Raw genomic sequence first — 17,892 nt, 5'->3', positions numbered from 1 at the left:
TTTTAAGGTAGACAAGTACAATCCACTTGTGTCAGTGGTTGAATGGTTGCTGTCGGCCTGTCTACCTGTCGAATAGGAAAAATTAATATGTTGTATGCCTAAGCAACAATCTACATCTGTCTAGCAGAATGGAATATACCTTACTAGGATAAATAATTCTCAATAGACAATAAATCCAAAAATAAGGAAAGTGATTAAAATGAAGCATATTGTGTTCTATTCTGGAGGCATAGGGAGCTGGATGACTGCAAATCGAGTAATTGAACAGCATGGTCAGGAAAATGTGGTCCTGTTATTCACTGATACCTTAATTGAGGATGAGGACTTATACCGGTTCCTTGATGAAACCGAAAAGGATTTTGGTATAGAAATAACCCGTATATCAGATGGTAGAACGCCTTGGCAGGTTTTCAAAGATACTAGGTTTTTAGGCAATTCTAAATTAGCTAAGTGTAGTCATCTCCTAAAACAAGATACAGCTAAAGAGTGGATAGAATCTAATTTTAAGCCCGATGAGTGCATTCTATATCTTGGCATTGATTTTACAGAAATGCACCGTACCAAGTCACCAGTGAGGAACTGGATGCCATATGTTGTGAAGTTCCCAATGACTGAAAAACCTTTCGTCTATAAAGCGGATATGTTAGCTGAGTTAAAAAAACGAGGTATCAAAGTTCCACGGCTGTACAAATTAGGTTTTTCTCACAACAATTGTTCAGGAATGTGCGTTAGAGGGGGACAAGGTCATTTCATTCACTTATTGGAACACTTTCCAGAACGTTTTAAGTGGATGGAAGAATACGAAAAAGAAATGCAGGTATTCTTAAACAATGAAGTTACAATCCTCAAAAAAACGGTAGGTGATGTGACTTACCCATTATCACTTGAAGAATTAAGAAGGACATATGAAGAAGGTAAAAGAGATCAACTTGACCTGTTTGATATGGGTGGATGTGGTTGCATGATCGATAGTTAGATAAAAGAGAAAATAGATTACATGCTGACGGTTTATGGCTTCCGAATTAACATTAAATTGATGGGGACTGAATGCTGATGTTAAAGGCTTGTAGTTATTGTGGAGGTATTCACCAAAGGAATCAAAAATGTAGTAGCAGGCCAAAGAGGCAGAAAGAAACGAATGAGATTAATAAGTTTAGATGGTCTACTGTCTGGATGAAGAAAAGCAAATGGATAAGAGCTCGGGATAAAAACTTATGCCAGGTATGTTTACTGGAACAGTACAACACTCAGACTAAATATAACTTTAATAATATTGAAGTACATCATATTGAACCACTGAAAGAGAATTGGGATAAACGCTTGGAGGATACTAATCTTATAAGCTTATGTGCATATCATCATAAGATGGCCGATAGTGAACAGATACCTAGGGAGCAATTAAGGGGAGTAATTGAAAAAAATCATCCCCCCCTCTGAACTCGGCATTGATTATGCTTTTCGAATACCACGCGCCCATATCTGCTTTAAATTTTATTTTACAGAAACCTTAAAGGGGTGTTTACTAAATGAGCAAAGTTAAGCCAGTATCATTAAGAACGGGGGCAATGACAAAAGAGGAACGGTCCAAAAGGGTATTGGCAGAGGAAGCCCTAAAGGGCAAGAATCAAATCTCTCGAACGCCACCCGCTGATTTATGTAGCATAGGAAAGATGGTATATCTGGAAATCATTGAATCAATGCCAGCTAACTTTTTAAATAATACCGATATTCATACCGTTTCCATTGTGGCAGATGCTATTGCTAACATAAAGAAATGCCGGGAGATCATAAAAAAGGAAGGCCTGATAGTGGAGTATACAAATAACAGCGGAGCGGTAAATAAAGATCAAAATAAAGCAATATTGATATATCAAAAGTACAGTGAGATTTTTAATAAATTCGCTGGAGAATTAGGTCTATCTCCAGGTGCTAGAAGTAAATTAGCTTTAATGCTAAATAAAGAAATTGAAAAAGAGTCAGATCCACTTCTAAAAATATTAGGAAGAGCATGAACGAAATCACTGCTAAGAGCTGGGCGAAATGCCCAGCCCTTTACTCTTTGCCTAATTTGATTCTACTTTTTTTCGTTAACGGTGGGACTACATAAAAATGTTTTAATTATTCAAAATGAAACAACGCTCTTCTTATTTGAAGAGCGTGTTATTTGTGAAATCATAATTCATTTGGATTCTTAGTTTTGGGAAAGCTAAGATTTTTTATTTTTACGAAGCTGTTTTGAAGCTGCTCTTCGAGCCAAGCGGTTCGCCTAATAGGAATGGAACTTTGTTCTAGAAAGTTATAAAATGGTAATAAGTCATTAGATTGAAAATAATTATCTAGTACCCTAAATATAGGCTTCCGCTTTGTAAGAAGATAACAAAAGTGTTCATATTCTTCAACACTAAAGTTAAAGTAACCCTTTACCTCTGAAGAAAGGCTCTTATTTAAATCTTCTCTTACCTGATTATAAAAACTAGCTTCCTTAGGAAAATTATCGACAGCTACTGCAATAATATATACATTTTTTACTCCACAAAACTTCTCAGCATGTGCTGAGTTTAAAATCTCTTTAAACGTTGTATTTGCCTGTTTAATGGGAGCGATAAAAATCTTTTTTAAATCTCTTTCTATAGCATCTTTATCCCCCGTAAAGGAAGTTCCGGCAGTCAATCTAGCACCTTTAACTTCCACGATAATAAGGTTTTCACCCAGCCTTATATATACATCTGATGATAACTTTGGGCTTTTAACTCCATAATCAAATTCTTCTATTAAGTGATATGGCAATTTTCTCTTCCGTCCAGCATGTTCTTTTAAAGCTTGGTCGGTGATTAACTCGATATACTTTTCGAAAGGTCTGCCAAAAAAAGTGAGAAATCTTGTATCAGACTGAGGATAACAATCTCTTATTCGATGGAATAACCCCAAAAATATCATATTTTGAAGTGCCTTTAATCCAAAAGTCATAAAATGATCCTTTTTTAGTTCAATAAGAGGATACTTTAATAATTCGGAATAATTCCATGTTTCTTGGAGGCTACTTTGTGCCCAAGTTTTTAAACCTTGCACAGTATTTGATAGTTCACGTGAAATTTTGGGCCCTACAACGTTTAAATGGCTATCTCGGAAGAAGTTTTCATAGTTGTATAGCCGGGCACGATTGAAGTGCACTTCACCTTGTTGCGGAATAGTGGCTAAGCTGAAAATAGTAGCAAGAAATACCTCTATGGTATAACCATACTTATTGTTAAAATCCTTATTAAAGTCCACAAATTCGTTTGGCTTAAAAAAACTTGACTGTTTTGCTAAATCTGTATAAATGAAAAAGGCTCTTTGTAAATCGAGTCCAAAATTTCTTTGATTATTAAAGACAAGGTTTTGAACGATAAATATTGCTGGATCGAAAGTACTCTCATCATGTAGTTTATCATTAGTAACTAATAAAAGTTCAGTGAGATTAAACAAATCATCCTGTAAAACCTCTGTAATCCCACTTACTTCTTGACCGTATGCTAACAACCATTTGTAAAGATTAAATACAGGCTGGTCAGCAAATAAGACGCTGTTCTGCAACTCTTCGATTTTTAAAGCACCATTCTTATGATTAATGAAAATTGCCGCTAATATTTTCTTGAGTTCTTGTTCTACTTCAAAATTTCGATTGTACAATAATTGTGTCGCAATAAGAAGGGCATTGTTTACATCTATATTTTGTATTCTGTTCGCAATCTCTTGATTATCCAAAGGTGGCCGTCCTGTAAAATCGCTGTACGTTAAAAATACCTTAGAACGTTTGATTAAACTTCTGTTTTTTAGCATAAATAGTCTCCCGTTAGTATAGTTGAGATCCCCGCATTCAGTTGGACAACGGGGAGGTGATCCTAATCTCTTTAATTATCCTTCAATTAAGCCACTATTTAAATAAAAATCTTCTTGTTTTATACAAATTATATGCCTTTGCCCCTTTTTAAAATTAATTTTTGAGGTTTTGAAGCCCTGGTTATAGCAATTGAAAATCAATTCTCCAGATGGAAAGTTGTAGGAGGCCTGTGTGCAATTGTGCTTCCTGGGTGGATATCTTGGGGGGGGAGAATAACAAAGCAATGCTTTTAACGATATTGCTTTTATTCTTCACAATGTATAAAATTGATCAACATTTTTTTCATTCTCATCAATAGACCTCTTTACGGCTCGGCTTCTTTTATACCTCTAGCATTCAAAATTACTAGCGAAAAGTTCAAGGATCAAGCTCGAATGGCTAAGCCAATATTAAACGAACTTCAGATAGAAGAGTTCGATCTACATATAGGAAACGCAACTGAATACAATTATGGGGGTAAAGCTAACCGTATGGGATGATGGATTTTCTAACGACATTACTGGTCTGGTTCATTACGTCGATCCGATGACCCATGAGCTGCAGATTAAGGTGAAGCCTGGCGAATTTGAACAGGTGATATTCGATAGTGTTGTGCGGAGTCAAAGTTTTGAATTAAGCAGTCATTATGCATTGAGTCAGCCTTATTTGGGTTGGCATGCTTTTATTTAAATATAGGACCTTTTAGTAGTGTAAGAAGGATAATTGGATAAATGATATAATCAAAACTAAATGGTAATTATAACTATTTAAGCTAAGGGGAAATGGTTATGAAAATGATTGATTACTTAGAAAGTGTTGATTTCGCAGTACGGAGTTATTACGACAGTATAGAACACTATAAATTAGAAATTACAAAAACCAATCAACAGTTAAATGAGGCAATTAGTAAGGTATTTGTTGCCGAACAGCACCTTTCTCTAGGAGATTGGGATCCAGATGATAACTTACCTTATGGTTATATCGACCATTTCCATGGGATGAAAGCAAAGGGGTACAGTGACAGCCTAGAAGCTAAAGCTATTAAGGAAAAATTAGATATCCAAAAAGAAAGTGTCAATCAATTATCTGGATCGATTCTACAAGTAGCGAAACAAGGACTGTCATATGCTTATGGGGATCCCTCGCTTTGGCCATCTTCTCAGTTAATTGGGACCCAGGCAATAAGTAAAGTTATACGCATAGCTAGGAACCAATCATTGCATTATGAAGATGGAAAACCAAGTGAGCAGATAAAAAAGTGTTTTGAATTATTGGAGAAAGACCTATCTATTACCTTTGACTTAACAAAAAATCAAGGGGAAACTGTTGTTTTTAAGGTTTTACAATGGAATGAGCATTCTACTTTTAAAAACCTAATGTTAAACCTTAAGTGAAGTTAAAAATCAGTATGTATTTATATTGAAATGAGCAGTAAAACATGTAGTCAATAGAAGTAGCAACCAATGCAAGTAGGGTACACTCCGACTTAGGTTCTCATGAAATTTTTACAGTGGAGATACATCATAATGTGGGGATTATGCGCCGTTGAACTGTGATAGCTATTATTTTAAGAACTAACATGTGAAAAGTAGGTATATTATGAAAAGACTTTTTATTATTGGAAATGGTTTTGATCTTCACCATGGAATGAAAACAAGTTACTGGAATTTTAGGAATTATCTCTTGGAAACTGGGACAGAAATATTAAGAACGATGGAGATGTTCAATATGTTCCAAGAGGATTTATGGTCGGATTTTGAAGCAAATCTGGCAAATATCGATGTTCAACTAATGTATGATTACTACTCTGACAGTTTAGTCTCATATGCAGATGACAATTGGAGTGACATGTATCATCATGAATTTCAGTATTTTATCGAACAAGATACTTCGTATATGAGCTATGAGTTAATATCGCAATTTGTTAAATGGATATGCAGTATTGATATGCCAACTAAAATGAGTGAAGGGATTGCTAAATGTTTTGCCGAGATTAAGGATTCTCGTTACTTAAATTTCAACTATACACCAACATTACAAAGCTTGTATGGAATTGATGATGAGAAGGTTCTTCATATACACAATAGAGTTATTTATGAAGGTTCTGAAATCATTCTTGGTCATGCTGTAGGAAAGCCACCAAGTGATTTGGATTTGGTTTATGGTGATGTTAGGACTGACGAAGCGTATGATTTGATTAGTCAGTATTATGCAACTACACACAAGTCAACAGCTTCTGTGATTGCAAAGAATCAGTCTTTTTTTAACTCACCTGATAAATATAATGATATTATTATTATGGGGCATAGCTTGTCGGATGTTGATTTACCATATATTCAACAGATAAATACAAATCTGTGTCATAAAAATACACGCTGGTATGTGAGTTACTATACAGCAGGTGAGATAGCAAGTCATAGAAGGACTTTAGAAAAATGCTCAATCTCTGATAACAAAGTTTCTTTCTTTAGACTCTCTGATTTGTAACTACATATAATGAATTTCTAGAATGCATATGCTTGTTTTGTAGCGTTAGTAAGAAAAGTAAGCTATTTTTAAATGGTGAAAAAATGTGAAGGTCTTCACTTAAACTAAGCGATACAAGAGTTGAAGATCCAGCTGCCTTTTTTGGCGGCATTTCTTATTAAAGCAAAGGAGCAGGTTTGTTGAAAAATCGGATAATAAAAAAACCTTCTCCTACTTGGAAGGGTTTTTTTAAATTTAAAACTATATGTGATCTGACTCGTAGAATTAGGAGCATTCAAAAATGCGGCGAGGCATTAGTAAATGATGATATTTAGAGAAAACCAAAATTGATACTGAAGAGGGATGAATATGGACAGATGCTCTTATTATGGTGTGATGGCTCAAGCTTTTTCTTATACGTTAGAAGAAATAAAACAAGGGAAATCTGAGGGTTATACCACTTTTAAAAAGATGTGCATACAACTCGAGGAGCAGCTAGAAGCGGGAATAATTAAACCTCCTTGTCTTATGTGTAACGGATGCTTGACATTTAGGGAGAACAGACAGATAGTGTATGGTTTTTTGTTTGAGGGGAAGGATCAGCAATGGGTAATAGAGATGGAACAGTATATTAGAAAGGCAAGAGCCCAAGATCAAGTCCTTCGACACTTACCTTTAATTCAGGTAAATCCTGAAGATTACTGTAGGAGACCATACATTCAGAATAATAAACTACTTGTTTATTTAGATCATAATGTTATGGACAAGTTCCATAAAAAGGAGGAAATGAGGAGAAGGCTGGTCCCTAGCTATGCAGACATCCAATATGTCTATAGCCCTTCTCATCTCGAGGAAATCAAACGGATGAACAATGTAGAAGAGGAACAGAATGTAATGTCTACGATCCGACGTATTACCAGCTCCCTCTTCATTTCCAATTTTGAAGGCAACAAATTAAGCCTTGCCCACGAAGATCCGAATTATGGTATGCGCAGGGTATTAAAAAGTGATGTTGCACCGGACCTCGAAGCTTACCGCGTTATCACCGCCCATGACCGCAAAATATTTCATCCCGAACGTACAGATGAAGTCTACCTTAGTAGATTAACCTTTGATGAGGTATTTAACCATCCGACGGTTGTCGGGGTATGTGAGGATTTTAAAAGGGAAGAGCTTCTCGACAAGAAAGGGCGCGTTAAACACTATACGTTCGCCCACCAAGCGATATATGCACTTGTTCGAGCGTTGGATAATCTAGGATTCAAGACAGACAAGAAACGTGCAATAAAAAGCAGTGCGCATGATATCGAGCACATGATTTATGCGGCAGGGACGGATATTATTGTTACGATGGATAAAAAGTTTAAGGATCGCGCGAAGCTCATATATCAAAGACTCGGCATCAGTACAAAGGTTATGGACTGGGAAGAGTATAAGGAATATGTAGATTCTTTGGTTAATAATAAAGATAGGAACATCGTTGAAGAATAAGGCCCCACTTTAATGTTACATTGCGATTAGCTAATGCATTCATTAAAAAGTCAAGAAAATATACAGACTTTTATAAAAAAACTACCTCATGTAAAAGGAAAAGTTGAACAGAAGAAATTCATATCAAACAATCCTCACGGGAACTTACTAAAGATAACAAATCAGATGATAAATCATTTTCTAAGTTACATAATTAAAAAGGAGAATAGATATCATGAATGAACGAACACCTTGGTTAAAAGAAGTAATTGAGGCGTTAAAAGAATTAGGTGGCCAAGGAACCCTGTCCGATATTTATGAGGTTATTCAAGATAGAGGAAATATCAATTTTTCAAATTACAAAGATTTTAGATCACCTATAAGAAAGCGTATTTATGAGCATTCAAGCGATGCCGATAAGATTTTTACGGGAGTACGTGGCGATGAAACTGATATTTTCTATTCCGTTGCAGGCAAAGGAAAAGGGATTTGGGGTTTAAGGAATTTTGAACCGTTCGGTGATAAGGTAGAATTAACTGAGGACGATACTGGGTTTGTAGAGGGTAAGAAGAAATTAAAACAGCACATATATAGGGAACGTAACCCTAAGGTTATCCTATTAGCAAAGGAAGGGTTCAAGAAAAATAATGGTGGACGTTTGTTTTGTGAAATATGTGGATTTGACTTCTATGATAAATATGGGGAGATAGGAGAGGACTTTATCGAGGGTCATCATACTATCCCAGTTTCTGAATTAGAAGAGGGACATGTCACTAAAATTGAGGATATTGTGATGGTGTGTTCAAATTGTCACAAAATGTTACATAGAAAAAGGCCTTGGCTTAAAAAAGATGAACTAAAAGGACTATTGGAGAGGTGATATCTTATGAAGAGAGCAGGACGTCGGAAAAATTTATGACGTCCTGTTTCTAGACTAATCACATGATGAGAGATTACTGAGTAATTTTGAATAATTATAAAGATGGATGTGTTCTAATAGTACAGTGACTTTTAAATGTCCAAAATCCGATATTTCATCAAACATCTCTAGATGTTCTAAAATTAAATCATCTTTTCTAAAGAAGGCAATTAAAAGCATTTGTATTGTTAAAAGAACGATTCTTGAGGAGTGTCTTATTACTGAAAGGTTGATTTTTACTTGATCTTCAAATTCGTCCGGGTGAGGCAAAGAGACTGCACCATGCGCAAATAAATTTCTTAACTTAGAAACAATATGAAGACCAGTACCAGAGTTCTTTGTGCGTATAACTCTTTTATTCAATATTTTATCCATACTTGCAAAATTAGAGTAACTAACCAACTTTTTTAAATAGTCAAGTTCACAGATATATTTATTGATAGGCGAACCTTTATAATTTTCTTTCAGAAATATTTTACCGAAACTGGGTTTAGAGTCTGTTTCAGTGGCTGGAGTTATTTCTTCAATTAATGATTCAAGACTTCCCCATAAAAAATTAAAAGTAGTTAACTCGACACAAAAATCCGACCACAATTTACTTCGGCTATCCTCGTAGTCCATAGCAACTCCACAGAATAGATTACTTGTATTATAATATTGGGTGTCAATTTCTACCGACCGTACTCCTGAAGCCATCTGTAGCCACTCAGATATATGTACCCATCGATCATCACACGTTTGAATATGGATAGCCTCAAAAACCAAACAAAGTTTCCAAGCATGTTCCTGAATAGTTAGATATTCTTTCATATAATCACCTCGAGACTTCTTATTGCTACTTTACCAAATATTCACTAAATTTAGTAATGTTTAATTATATTTTAATAATCTGAGTTACCTTCATTAAAATGTTCTTTTGAATATCCGTAGTGCTTCATATATAATTTATATAATAAAATAACTAGCAAGTCTTTAGAGGTAGAAATTTGAGGTGAAAACGGTGAAAACAATCTTCCAAACAATATTATCCCAATACAAAGACGAGGTAATTAAGCCATTTAGACCAACAGAAAATGAATTAGCAAAATATATCCTTAACGAAGTGCCGGAGATAATAATAAATCAAGTTTCACTTGATCAAGCATTATATATGGTGCATGCTTCTGTAGGTCAAGGGAATTGGACCGAAACTCCCTGGTTAAGCATATTTGATAGTGAAATAACTAAAACCGCTACGAAGGGTTTTTATATTGTATATTTATTTAGAAAAGATATGAATGGTGTATACCTATCATTAAATCAAGGGACAACATACATAAAGAATAAATATAAGGGTAAAAAGCCGAGAGCCAAAATGGAGGAAGTAGCAAATAAACTAAGGGGGATTTTGAACTTTTCATTGGAAGACTTTCCGGAAACTACTATAGACTTAGTTTCCAACACGGATAACTCAAAAAATTATATGGCGGCTCACATATGTGGTAAGTACTATTCTTTGAATAACCTTCCTGAGAAGGAGAAATTATGGGATGATCTTATGAAAATACTTATAGTTTATCAACAACTAAAAGCTTTCATGGGATTAAGGAATACTGACCAATTTATTGATTATTTACTGAACATAGAAGAAATTGAGGATACTCAGTTTCAAGCGGATATACAATTAGTAGTGCCTGCTAATACTTCAAAAGAACCTCAAACAGTTCCAGCCAAAGAAAATACAGGGCAGGGGGAAAAATGGAAAAGAAATGCATCAATAGCAAAAGAGGCCTTACAGACAGCAAATTATCTTTGCGAATATGATCCTAGTCATCTAACTTTTATATCAGACGTATCGGGGGATAATTTTGTAGAAACACATCACTTAATCCCAATGAATCTACAAGGTGAATTTAGGTGGAGCCTTGATGTTCCAGGGAATATAGTGTCCTTGTGTCCAAATTGTCATAGGAAGATTCACCATGCATACAAGGCAGACCGGAATTTAATGATTGAAACGTTGTATTCATTAAGAAAACAACACTTAATTGACTTTGGTATCGATATTTCAAAATATGAACTTCTTGCTGCCTACAGGTAGATTTCCCTGAAATATTTGTGGCAGTTTACAAAAGCGAGGTTGCCTTTTGGTGTTTAAGGATCTCATTAAATAATACTGTTAATAGAAAAGACCATTCTGTGGTCTTTTCTATTAACAAGCTCTTATCTGTTACAACGTTTTCTTTTAGTGAAATGATAGAAGCGTACTACCTAATGCAGATTGGTTAACGCTTAGGAAGATATTAAGTTATCGAACCCGTGAAATACAAAATGCCAGTGGAAATACTTTTTATTTTCTTCCTTCCAATATGAACATCTTTTCCCTTGAATATTACTCAGCTCATCTAAAAGATCTCCTGTAACCACTTTGTCAGTCTGATTGTCATTAATACATACTATGTTGCCTGCTGTGTTCACGCTGATATAGCCATTTTCAAACCATATATCACATGATCTACACATAGGTGCTACAACGTTTACATCCTTCTTTTCTTCAATGGTACATTCAGACCGCTTCTTTATGTGCGCAGTAATTAAACCGCTTAATGGGAATTCCCTTTTGCATATGCAACACTCTCCTGTTGTTTTGTTTCCGAATAGATAAGACCTTAAATACGCCTGTTCAATGCGCCCTTTTTGATTACGATTAGTGTCTAAGCTTGACTGCTTTTCCAGCCAATCGATTTCTTGTTCAAATGATTTTTTGTTAAGCCAGGGCTGTATTAAGTTAGAATCAAAGCCACATGCATTAATAATTTTTTTGCTTTTTTCCATATCAAGCACTTGAAATCCCTGTACTCTGTTATTTAGGGAGTATCCCAGCAACTTATTAAAATCAACAACGTCGAAACTCATTTTGTTAACTTCGGCCATAATGTAAATGTATTCAAATGACTCATCATCGCTGTCAGGCCACAATTGTCGTGCAAGATCAGGACTATGTAAGGTGATTACAACTGTTCCCCACAAAAAAAAGTTTCCTTTACTGGCAAACATCACGTGATCACCACGAGAAAGTTTTGTCCACTGGTTATAAACGCCGGATCTAACCCCCCAAACGTAAAATCCCTTTCCATTACTAATTTTTTTTAGATATTCTCTTTTTGTTTTAGAAGGAATAAATGATGTGATTAATTCTTCAGGTGCGCGCTTATAGATTGTTAATTTGAGGTTTTTTTGAGCAACTTTATTGGTCGCACTAGCCGGTTGTAACCCGACAGATCTACTGTAAGCTTCTGATACAGAATTATTTCTAGCATATTCAATTATCTCTTTTTCAAGATCATTTAAGTTATATTCCTCAAGAAAAAAATCAGCAAACGCTGGAGGGATTAAGTCTCTCCCCCAAAACTCCTTTTTAATATTAAAGATTTTTGATAAACGTTCTTGAATCTTTTCCGGTATCGGTTTTTCTCCTCTTGCCATTGAATATATGGTGGATTGCGGTGACTTCAAATCCTTTTGTAACTCTTTAACTGTCACTAGTTTTTTAAAATTAAGAATGTAGTCCAACGTATTTTTCAACTTCTTACCTCCTTGAAAATTTTTTGAATTTATTAACACTATATCATTGGATGGGTAAAGAATCAATTCGTTGGATGGGTAAAATTATAAAAAAACCCTATTTAAAAGGTTTCATTGACTTTTTAAAATGTTTGTTTTACAATCTGATTGGATAGTCAAAAATATTCGCATTAATTAAAGAGGAGTGGTGTTCTTGATCATATATCGAGCAACTGTCAAGGGATTTAAGGAATCTGTACGAGAAAATCGTATAACTAGAGAGTTGGAATCGGCTTTCATAGAAGCTTTGGGACATAAGCCTCAATATAAAGAGAAAGAGTCGTGGAGTAGCTCGTTGCAGTATATGGAGAGGGTAATTGAACAATCTAATATTCCAGATGATGCTGCCATCTTTCTTGAGTATTACATTACGGGGCAAGGTAATAGAATTGATTTCTTCATTGCAGGTCATGATCAATTTGGCAATAGAAACTACGTGATTGTCGAGTTAAAAAGATGGGCAGAAGCGATAGCCACTGATCGTGAAGGTGTTGTGCAGACATATTTAGGTGGTGGGTTAAAATACACAGCCCATCCTTCCTATCAAGCCTGGTCCTACCGTGAAAAAATAAACGATATGAACGAAGGTATCTACGGTAATGACATTAAAGGGCATGCATGTGTTTATATGCATAACTACGTGAAAAGCAAAAGTGAACCACTCCTTGATAATCGATATAACAATTACACTACACAAGCCCCAATCTTTTTTGCTGATGATTATGAGGAGTTCCAACAGTTTCTTTATGAAAAGGTTGGCAGTGGAAAAGGGGATATAATTTTAGATTTAATTGAATCTGGTAAAATTAGGCCATCCCAACAGCTTATCGACCATGTAGTTGGACTGTTTAAAGGCAATGATGAATTCATCTTATTTAATGAACAAAAAGTTGCATTGTCAACGATAATGAACGCGGCAAAGGAAGAAAAGGACACTAAAAAAGTGATTATTGTTACAGGTGGTCCTGGTACTGGGAAATCAGTTATCTCCTTTAATGCTTTCGGGAAACTTCTTAATGAAGGGTTAAATGCTCGATTTGTTGCCCCAAATGCATCATTCCGGAATGTTATGGTGGAGAAGCTTACGAGTCAAAATGTTGCCAGTAAAGCAAGAATCAAAGCCCTCTTTACAGGCTCCGCTAGTTATTATGATACAAAAGAGGATGAATTTGATCTTCTCCTTTGTGACGAGAGCCATAGGCTCAAAAATGGATCTGCATATCAATACTTTGGTGATAATCAGGTGGAGGATGTTGTAAAAGCTGCCAGGACTTCTGTATTCTTCATTGATGATACACAAAGGATACGACCGGAAGATATCGGGACGGTTGAAGAAATTCGTAAAGTAGCTGAAAGATATGGAGCGGAAGTGGAAGAAGTTGAATTAACTATCCAGTTTCGTGCGGCTGGTGCAAATGGATTTATTAACTGGATACAAGATGTTTTGCAAATAACCGACACGGGAAACTTTGATGGTTGGGATAAAGAAGCGTTTAAGTTCGAAATCTTGGATTCACCATTGGAAGTACAGCGTAGGATTACAAAGAAAAACGAGCAGGGACTTAACGCTCGCATGCTGGCTGGATATGCATGGGAATGGACATCTGAGAAGAAGGGAAATAAAAATGGGGAATATGATGATGTGGTAATTGATGAGCATAACTTTAAGATGCCATGGAACGCAAGGTCAATGTCAACGACATGGGCAATCAATGATCAAGGTGTTGGTCAAATTGGCTGTGTACACACTTCCCAAGGTCTTGAGTTCCCATATATAGGATTAATCATTGGGGATGATTTAAAATATGACACAGTAACCAATGAAATTTATGCTGAGTATAAGGAATACAAAGATAAAGCAGGTAAGAAGGGGCTGAAAGACAACAATGAAAAGCTTACCGAGCTTGTGAAAAATGTGTATAAGGTATTGTTCTCCCGTGGTATGAAAGGATGTTACGTATACTGTCGTGATAAAAACTTGCAAGCATATCTAAAAAAATGTCTGGAGTTAACGGAAAAAGCCGGAGTTAAATCATGAGCACCTAAGACATCTCTTAATATTATTCTAAACATGCCGAAGGACCATTTTTGGTCCTTTTTTTGGTTGGGGTAACACCCAAAGAAGGGAAAAGAGGCTGTTGATGAGGAAGTTCGATCAGTGGGAAAATTAAACATATATGTATACTACCAACCCTAAATTGTATATAATTAATATGAAGTTATCAATTGATAACTCGATTTTTTCAAAACCGGATAGACAGCCTAAAAAAACCTCCCTATAATTATATGTATATTTACAATTAATGGGGGTAAACATGGCTGTAGCAAATCAAGCAACTATCGAATCTGTACTAGAAAAATCACGACGTCATATTGATGACCAAACTATTCATTTCGAAGAACGGAAAAAAAATATGGACTTTTTAAACTCAGAGGGTATTAGTATCGATGATGCTCTTGCTTTTGCATACGATTTAACATACAAAGATTATTTTAATGGTCCTACTCCTGAACGTGATACCAATAGGTTTCCTGCCGGAGATATGTGGGAATTTGGGATATCTGACTTTATTCCTTCTGACGATGTATATGTAAAGTTAAAAGAGCTACTACATCAGGATAGTATGATCTGTTTATCTTTTCATAAGGCTGAACGTCCTATCACCTATCCACACAGGTAAGTAGTTTCTCAATTTTAACTGGAGGTTGGAAATATGAATAAACAAATACTCTGCGAAAACTGTAAAGAGATTCGTGAGCTTAAAATATTAGATGATCAATATTTTGACTATTATGTAAAAGACGAAGCTTTTACTATTGCCGGCAAAGTATCGATATGTGATACTTGCAATAATGAAGTGGCTAATATGGATATGGAACGTTATAACCAAAAGTTGGCTTTTGATAAATATAGAGAAAAGCATAAATTAGTTTTTGTAGACGAAATTATTGCAAATCGAAAAAAATATAATTTAAAGCAAAAAGATTATTCATTATTATTAGGGTTTGGTGAGATACAAATTACGCGGTATGAACGAGGGACATTACCTAGTCCTGCGCATAGCACAATGATTAAAGAGTCACAAAACCCTTCATTTATGCTACAATGCGCAAAAGATAATGGACATAAAATTGATCCATCAATATGCGGGAGATTGTTAAACGAATTACAAGATACACAAGAGGTTGAAATTGAAATAATTGAACCTATTCGCAATATGATGTCTCAAGTCCCAAATTTGCAAAATGGATTCCAAAGATACAATTGGCATAAGTTGAAACAACTTGTTTCATTTTTCGCGAAAGAACAAGCTCCTCACTTTACTTCAATGTGTAAGTTACTGTTTTTTACTGACTTTTATCATTTTCGTGAATTCGGAACTTCAATAAGTGGTTCAAGATATGTGAGAATGCCGTATGGGCCATGTCCCGAAAGGCATCAAACTATATTTGAGAGTATACCGGGTGTAGAAATAGAACCATCACCAACCGCTGAAAATGGAAGGGTTTTACGTTTGATTGATGATATTGAATTCGGTTTTACGCCAGAAGAATGGGCAACTATAAGATTTGTTAACGAAAAGTTTAAAGACAAACGGGCGAAAGAGTTAAGCGATTTTTCTCATGAAGAGCGAGCTTGGTTAGAGCACGCAAACAATCAAGTTATTCCTTATGATTTTGCCCAATATATAAATCCTCAAAGGGAAATGTAATTAACAAATAAGAAGAGTGGTTATCATAAATCACTCTTCTTATTTGTTTTAAGTCAGTATAGAATTATTGTGTGCTGATTTGTGTGCATCTCGGTTTTATTTTATTAAATTGTATTATAATAAAAAGTCGTAAAGTGTTGGTGTAATACGGTTTATTTAATCCTATTTTTTTCTATTATATAAGAAAATGAATGGGCGGCATGATGTAATAGGGATCACCCTATCACATCTATGAATTCCACTCTTATTAAAAAAGACTACCTCCAAGATTTCATGGAGGTAGTCTTTTTGTGTAAATTTATATTAGAACATTAATACCAACAGCAGTACGATTAAAGTGGTGCTTGCCCATACTAAATATTTATTTAACTTTCCATCATGATAGTTGCTTAACTGATAGCTGGCGGTTCTATATATTCCAGCCATTTTACGATATAGATCAAAATATTGAGGTCTCACATCGTTCCTCACTAAATATTTCTTGAATAAAATAAATACAGCAATGGACCAGAGGGAAGGTTGAATCCCGCTCAGCATATGTTTGGTATCAAAATAATGTATATCTACCTGCATATTTGTTAAGTTTTCTAATAAAACAGGGTGAATCCCAACCGCTATCATCATAACTGTTAAAAGTGCCAGCCCCATCTGCATGCTGAGAGGTGGTTTCTTATCCAGGATAACGTTGCTTCTTTTGAAAAAGGCATAATAGATAAATTTGATGAATATCAGAGAAGTCCCAAAGCTCATCAGGTTCAATCCCCAGGTTAATAATGGATCATGTAATGCTTCTTTAATGATGGTTTTGCTCATGTATCCATTAAAAAAAGGTACCCCGGCTATTCCCAAAAAAGCAATCCATGTTGCTGCTGAAGTTAAGGGAAGTTTTCTGCCGAGAACCCCTAAATTTTCTAAGCGATCCTTCCCGGTTTTATAAATGACTATCCCCGCGGCCATGAATAATACTGTTTTATATAATATGTGATTGACCAGGTGGAAAATAGCTCCCGCAGTTCCCTCGGCAGTCCCGGCACTGATACCCATAATCATAAAACCAACCTGGATGATGATCGAATAGCTCAAAATTTTACGAACCTGGTTTTCCCTTAAGGCCATTACAATCCCGAACAAAGCCGATATGAGACCCGCGTAGGCCAATATATTAATCCCGGACAGCACAGCACTCATTACATAGACTCCCACTTTTGTCGTGAATATGGACAGGACGACTGCCACATAAAAAGGAGCTTTGCTGTAAGCCAGAGGCATCCAGGTATGGAAGCCGGCAAAAGCCAGCTTGATGGCGACGGCTATCATAAAGAAAGGGATGCCGGCTTCTATATCATTCAAAGCCAAACTGCCTGCTGCCGAATACTGCAGAAATATCCCCCATAATAGACTTAAACTTCCTGCCACGTGCATCAGGAAATAATAATATCCCGTTTTTTTATCAAAACTACTTGCTATCAAAATAAGAAAAGACGAACTGATCGTCATCAAATCCCAGAAAACATAAAGAGTAAACAAGTCACCGGAGAATACCACAGTCAGGGCACTGCCAATAAACACAAATATTAACCTTAACTGAGTTCGGGAACATAAACTCACGGAGTAAATGACCGCAGCCAGGCCGCCGAAAGCAAATATCAATCCTGTTAACTTACTGATTCTATCTACTTTAAAAGGAATGAGAGTGTAGGTGAGGAAGTTCAGCTGCAAACTGGAACCCGGTATAAAATAAAAAGTAACAACCAGGGCTCCTGCAGGAACCAAGAAGGATATGATGTATTTGATTTTATTACTAACGGGCAAAAGTAAAAGTACAGCACCTGCCATGTATAAGAAACCTGGAGTAATCACTT

Annotated in this window: 16 protein-coding genes; 12 read left to right on the top strand and 4 right to left on the bottom strand. The window is 35.7% G+C overall.

The genetic code is table 11. The features are described from left to right. Positions 1-199: 199 nt before the first annotated feature. From M1E09_RS20375 to M1E09_RS20365, 3 genes are all read left to right on the top strand, one after another. On the top strand, positions 200-976 hold the full coding sequence (locus M1E09_RS20375) for a hypothetical protein (protein WP_456272644.1): 777 nt from the start codon (positions 200-202) through the stop codon (positions 974-976). Positions 977-1,047: 71 nt separating this feature from the next. Further along, positions 1,048-1,437, top strand: coding sequence for an HNH endonuclease (locus tag M1E09_RS20370; RefSeq protein WP_456272643.1), 390 nt, complete (start codon positions 1,048-1,050; stop codon positions 1,435-1,437). Positions 1,438-1,526: 89 nt separating this feature from the next. Next, a complete protein-coding gene (locus M1E09_RS20365; RefSeq protein ID WP_456272642.1) occupies positions 1,527-2,012 on the top strand; it encodes a phage terminase small subunit P27 family in 486 nt (161 codons plus the stop codon). 160 nt (positions 2,013-2,172) lie between these two features. Here M1E09_RS20365 and M1E09_RS20360 read toward each other — a convergent pair whose 3' ends face one another. Next, positions 2,173-3,819: a hypothetical protein gene (locus tag M1E09_RS20360; RefSeq protein ID WP_456272641.1), complete on the bottom strand. Its 1,647-nt coding sequence runs from the start codon at positions 3,817-3,819 to the stop codon at positions 2,173-2,175. Between the two features lie 511 nt (positions 3,820-4,330). Here M1E09_RS20360 and M1E09_RS20355 point away from each other — a divergent pair. The 5 genes from M1E09_RS20355 (at position 4,331) to M1E09_RS20335 (ending at position 8,675) form a co-directional block, all read left to right on the top strand. Beyond that, a complete protein-coding gene (locus tag M1E09_RS20355) occupies positions 4,331-4,549 on the top strand; it encodes a YolD-like family protein (protein ID WP_456272640.1) in 219 nt (72 codons plus the stop codon). A gap of 98 nt (positions 4,550-4,647) precedes the next feature. Then, positions 4,648-5,253 carry a hypothetical protein gene (locus tag M1E09_RS20350; protein ID WP_456272639.1) on the top strand — a complete coding sequence of 202 codons (606 nt, stop codon included), beginning with the start codon at positions 4,648-4,650 and terminating at the stop codon, positions 5,251-5,253. A 205-nt stretch (positions 5,254-5,458) separates the two neighbouring features. Beyond that, positions 5,459-6,346: a bacteriophage abortive infection AbiH family protein gene (locus M1E09_RS20345; protein WP_456272638.1), complete on the top strand. Its 888-nt coding sequence runs from the start codon at positions 5,459-5,461 to the stop codon at positions 6,344-6,346. Between the two features lie 765 nt (positions 6,347-7,111). Then, positions 7,112-7,816, top strand: coding sequence for a hypothetical protein (locus M1E09_RS20340; protein ID WP_456272637.1), 705 nt, complete (start codon positions 7,112-7,114; stop codon positions 7,814-7,816). Between the two features lie 214 nt (positions 7,817-8,030). Beyond that, complete coding sequence (locus tag M1E09_RS20335; protein ID WP_456272636.1) at positions 8,031-8,675, top strand: HNH endonuclease; 645 nt, start codon at positions 8,031-8,033, stop codon at positions 8,673-8,675. Positions 8,676-8,729: 54 nt separating this feature from the next. Here the strand turns inward: M1E09_RS20335 and M1E09_RS20330 are convergent, their stop codons facing one another. After that, positions 8,730-9,524: a hypothetical protein gene (locus tag M1E09_RS20330; protein WP_456272635.1), complete on the bottom strand. Its 795-nt coding sequence runs from the start codon at positions 9,522-9,524 to the stop codon at positions 8,730-8,732. Between the two features lie 190 nt (positions 9,525-9,714). Between M1E09_RS20330 and M1E09_RS20325 the strand changes: the two genes are divergently transcribed. After that, positions 9,715-10,794 (top strand): MrcB family domain-containing protein, encoded by a 1,080-nt coding sequence (locus M1E09_RS20325; RefSeq protein WP_456272634.1) that lies wholly within the window; start codon positions 9,715-9,717, stop codon positions 10,792-10,794. Between the two features lie 191 nt (positions 10,795-10,985). Here M1E09_RS20325 and M1E09_RS20320 read toward each other — a convergent pair whose 3' ends face one another. Then, positions 10,986-12,278: an HNH endonuclease gene (locus M1E09_RS20320; protein ID WP_456272633.1), complete on the bottom strand. Its 1,293-nt coding sequence runs from the start codon at positions 12,276-12,278 to the stop codon at positions 10,986-10,988. A gap of 193 nt (positions 12,279-12,471) precedes the next feature. On the opposite strand from M1E09_RS20320, the gene M1E09_RS20315 reads away from it, so the two are divergent. The 3 genes from M1E09_RS20315 (at position 12,472) to M1E09_RS20305 (ending at position 16,030) form a co-directional block, all read left to right on the top strand. Further along, on the top strand, positions 12,472-14,355 hold the full coding sequence (locus tag M1E09_RS20315) for a DNA/RNA helicase domain-containing protein (RefSeq protein WP_456272632.1): 1,884 nt from the start codon (positions 12,472-12,474) through the stop codon (positions 14,353-14,355). 277 nt (positions 14,356-14,632) lie between these two features. Further along, positions 14,633-14,998 (top strand): hypothetical protein, encoded by a 366-nt coding sequence (locus M1E09_RS20310; protein WP_456272631.1) that lies wholly within the window; start codon positions 14,633-14,635, stop codon positions 14,996-14,998. A gap of 33 nt (positions 14,999-15,031) precedes the next feature. After that, positions 15,032-16,030, top strand: coding sequence for a type II TA system antitoxin MqsA family protein (locus tag M1E09_RS20305; RefSeq protein ID WP_456272630.1), 999 nt, complete (start codon positions 15,032-15,034; stop codon positions 16,028-16,030). A gap of 303 nt (positions 16,031-16,333) precedes the next feature. Here M1E09_RS20305 and M1E09_RS20300 read toward each other — a convergent pair whose 3' ends face one another. Next, positions 16,334-17,890 carry a proton-conducting transporter transmembrane domain-containing protein gene (locus M1E09_RS20300; protein ID WP_456272629.1) on the bottom strand — a complete coding sequence of 519 codons (1,557 nt, stop codon included), beginning with the start codon at positions 17,888-17,890 and terminating at the stop codon, positions 16,334-16,336. Between the last annotated feature and the right edge of the window lie 2 nt (positions 17,891-17,892).

This window comes from Bacillus sp. AK031, from assembly GCF_053903065.1.
The sequence above is the reverse complement of the archived record's forward strand: the minus strand, read 5'-3'. Positions and strand labels throughout refer to the sequence as shown.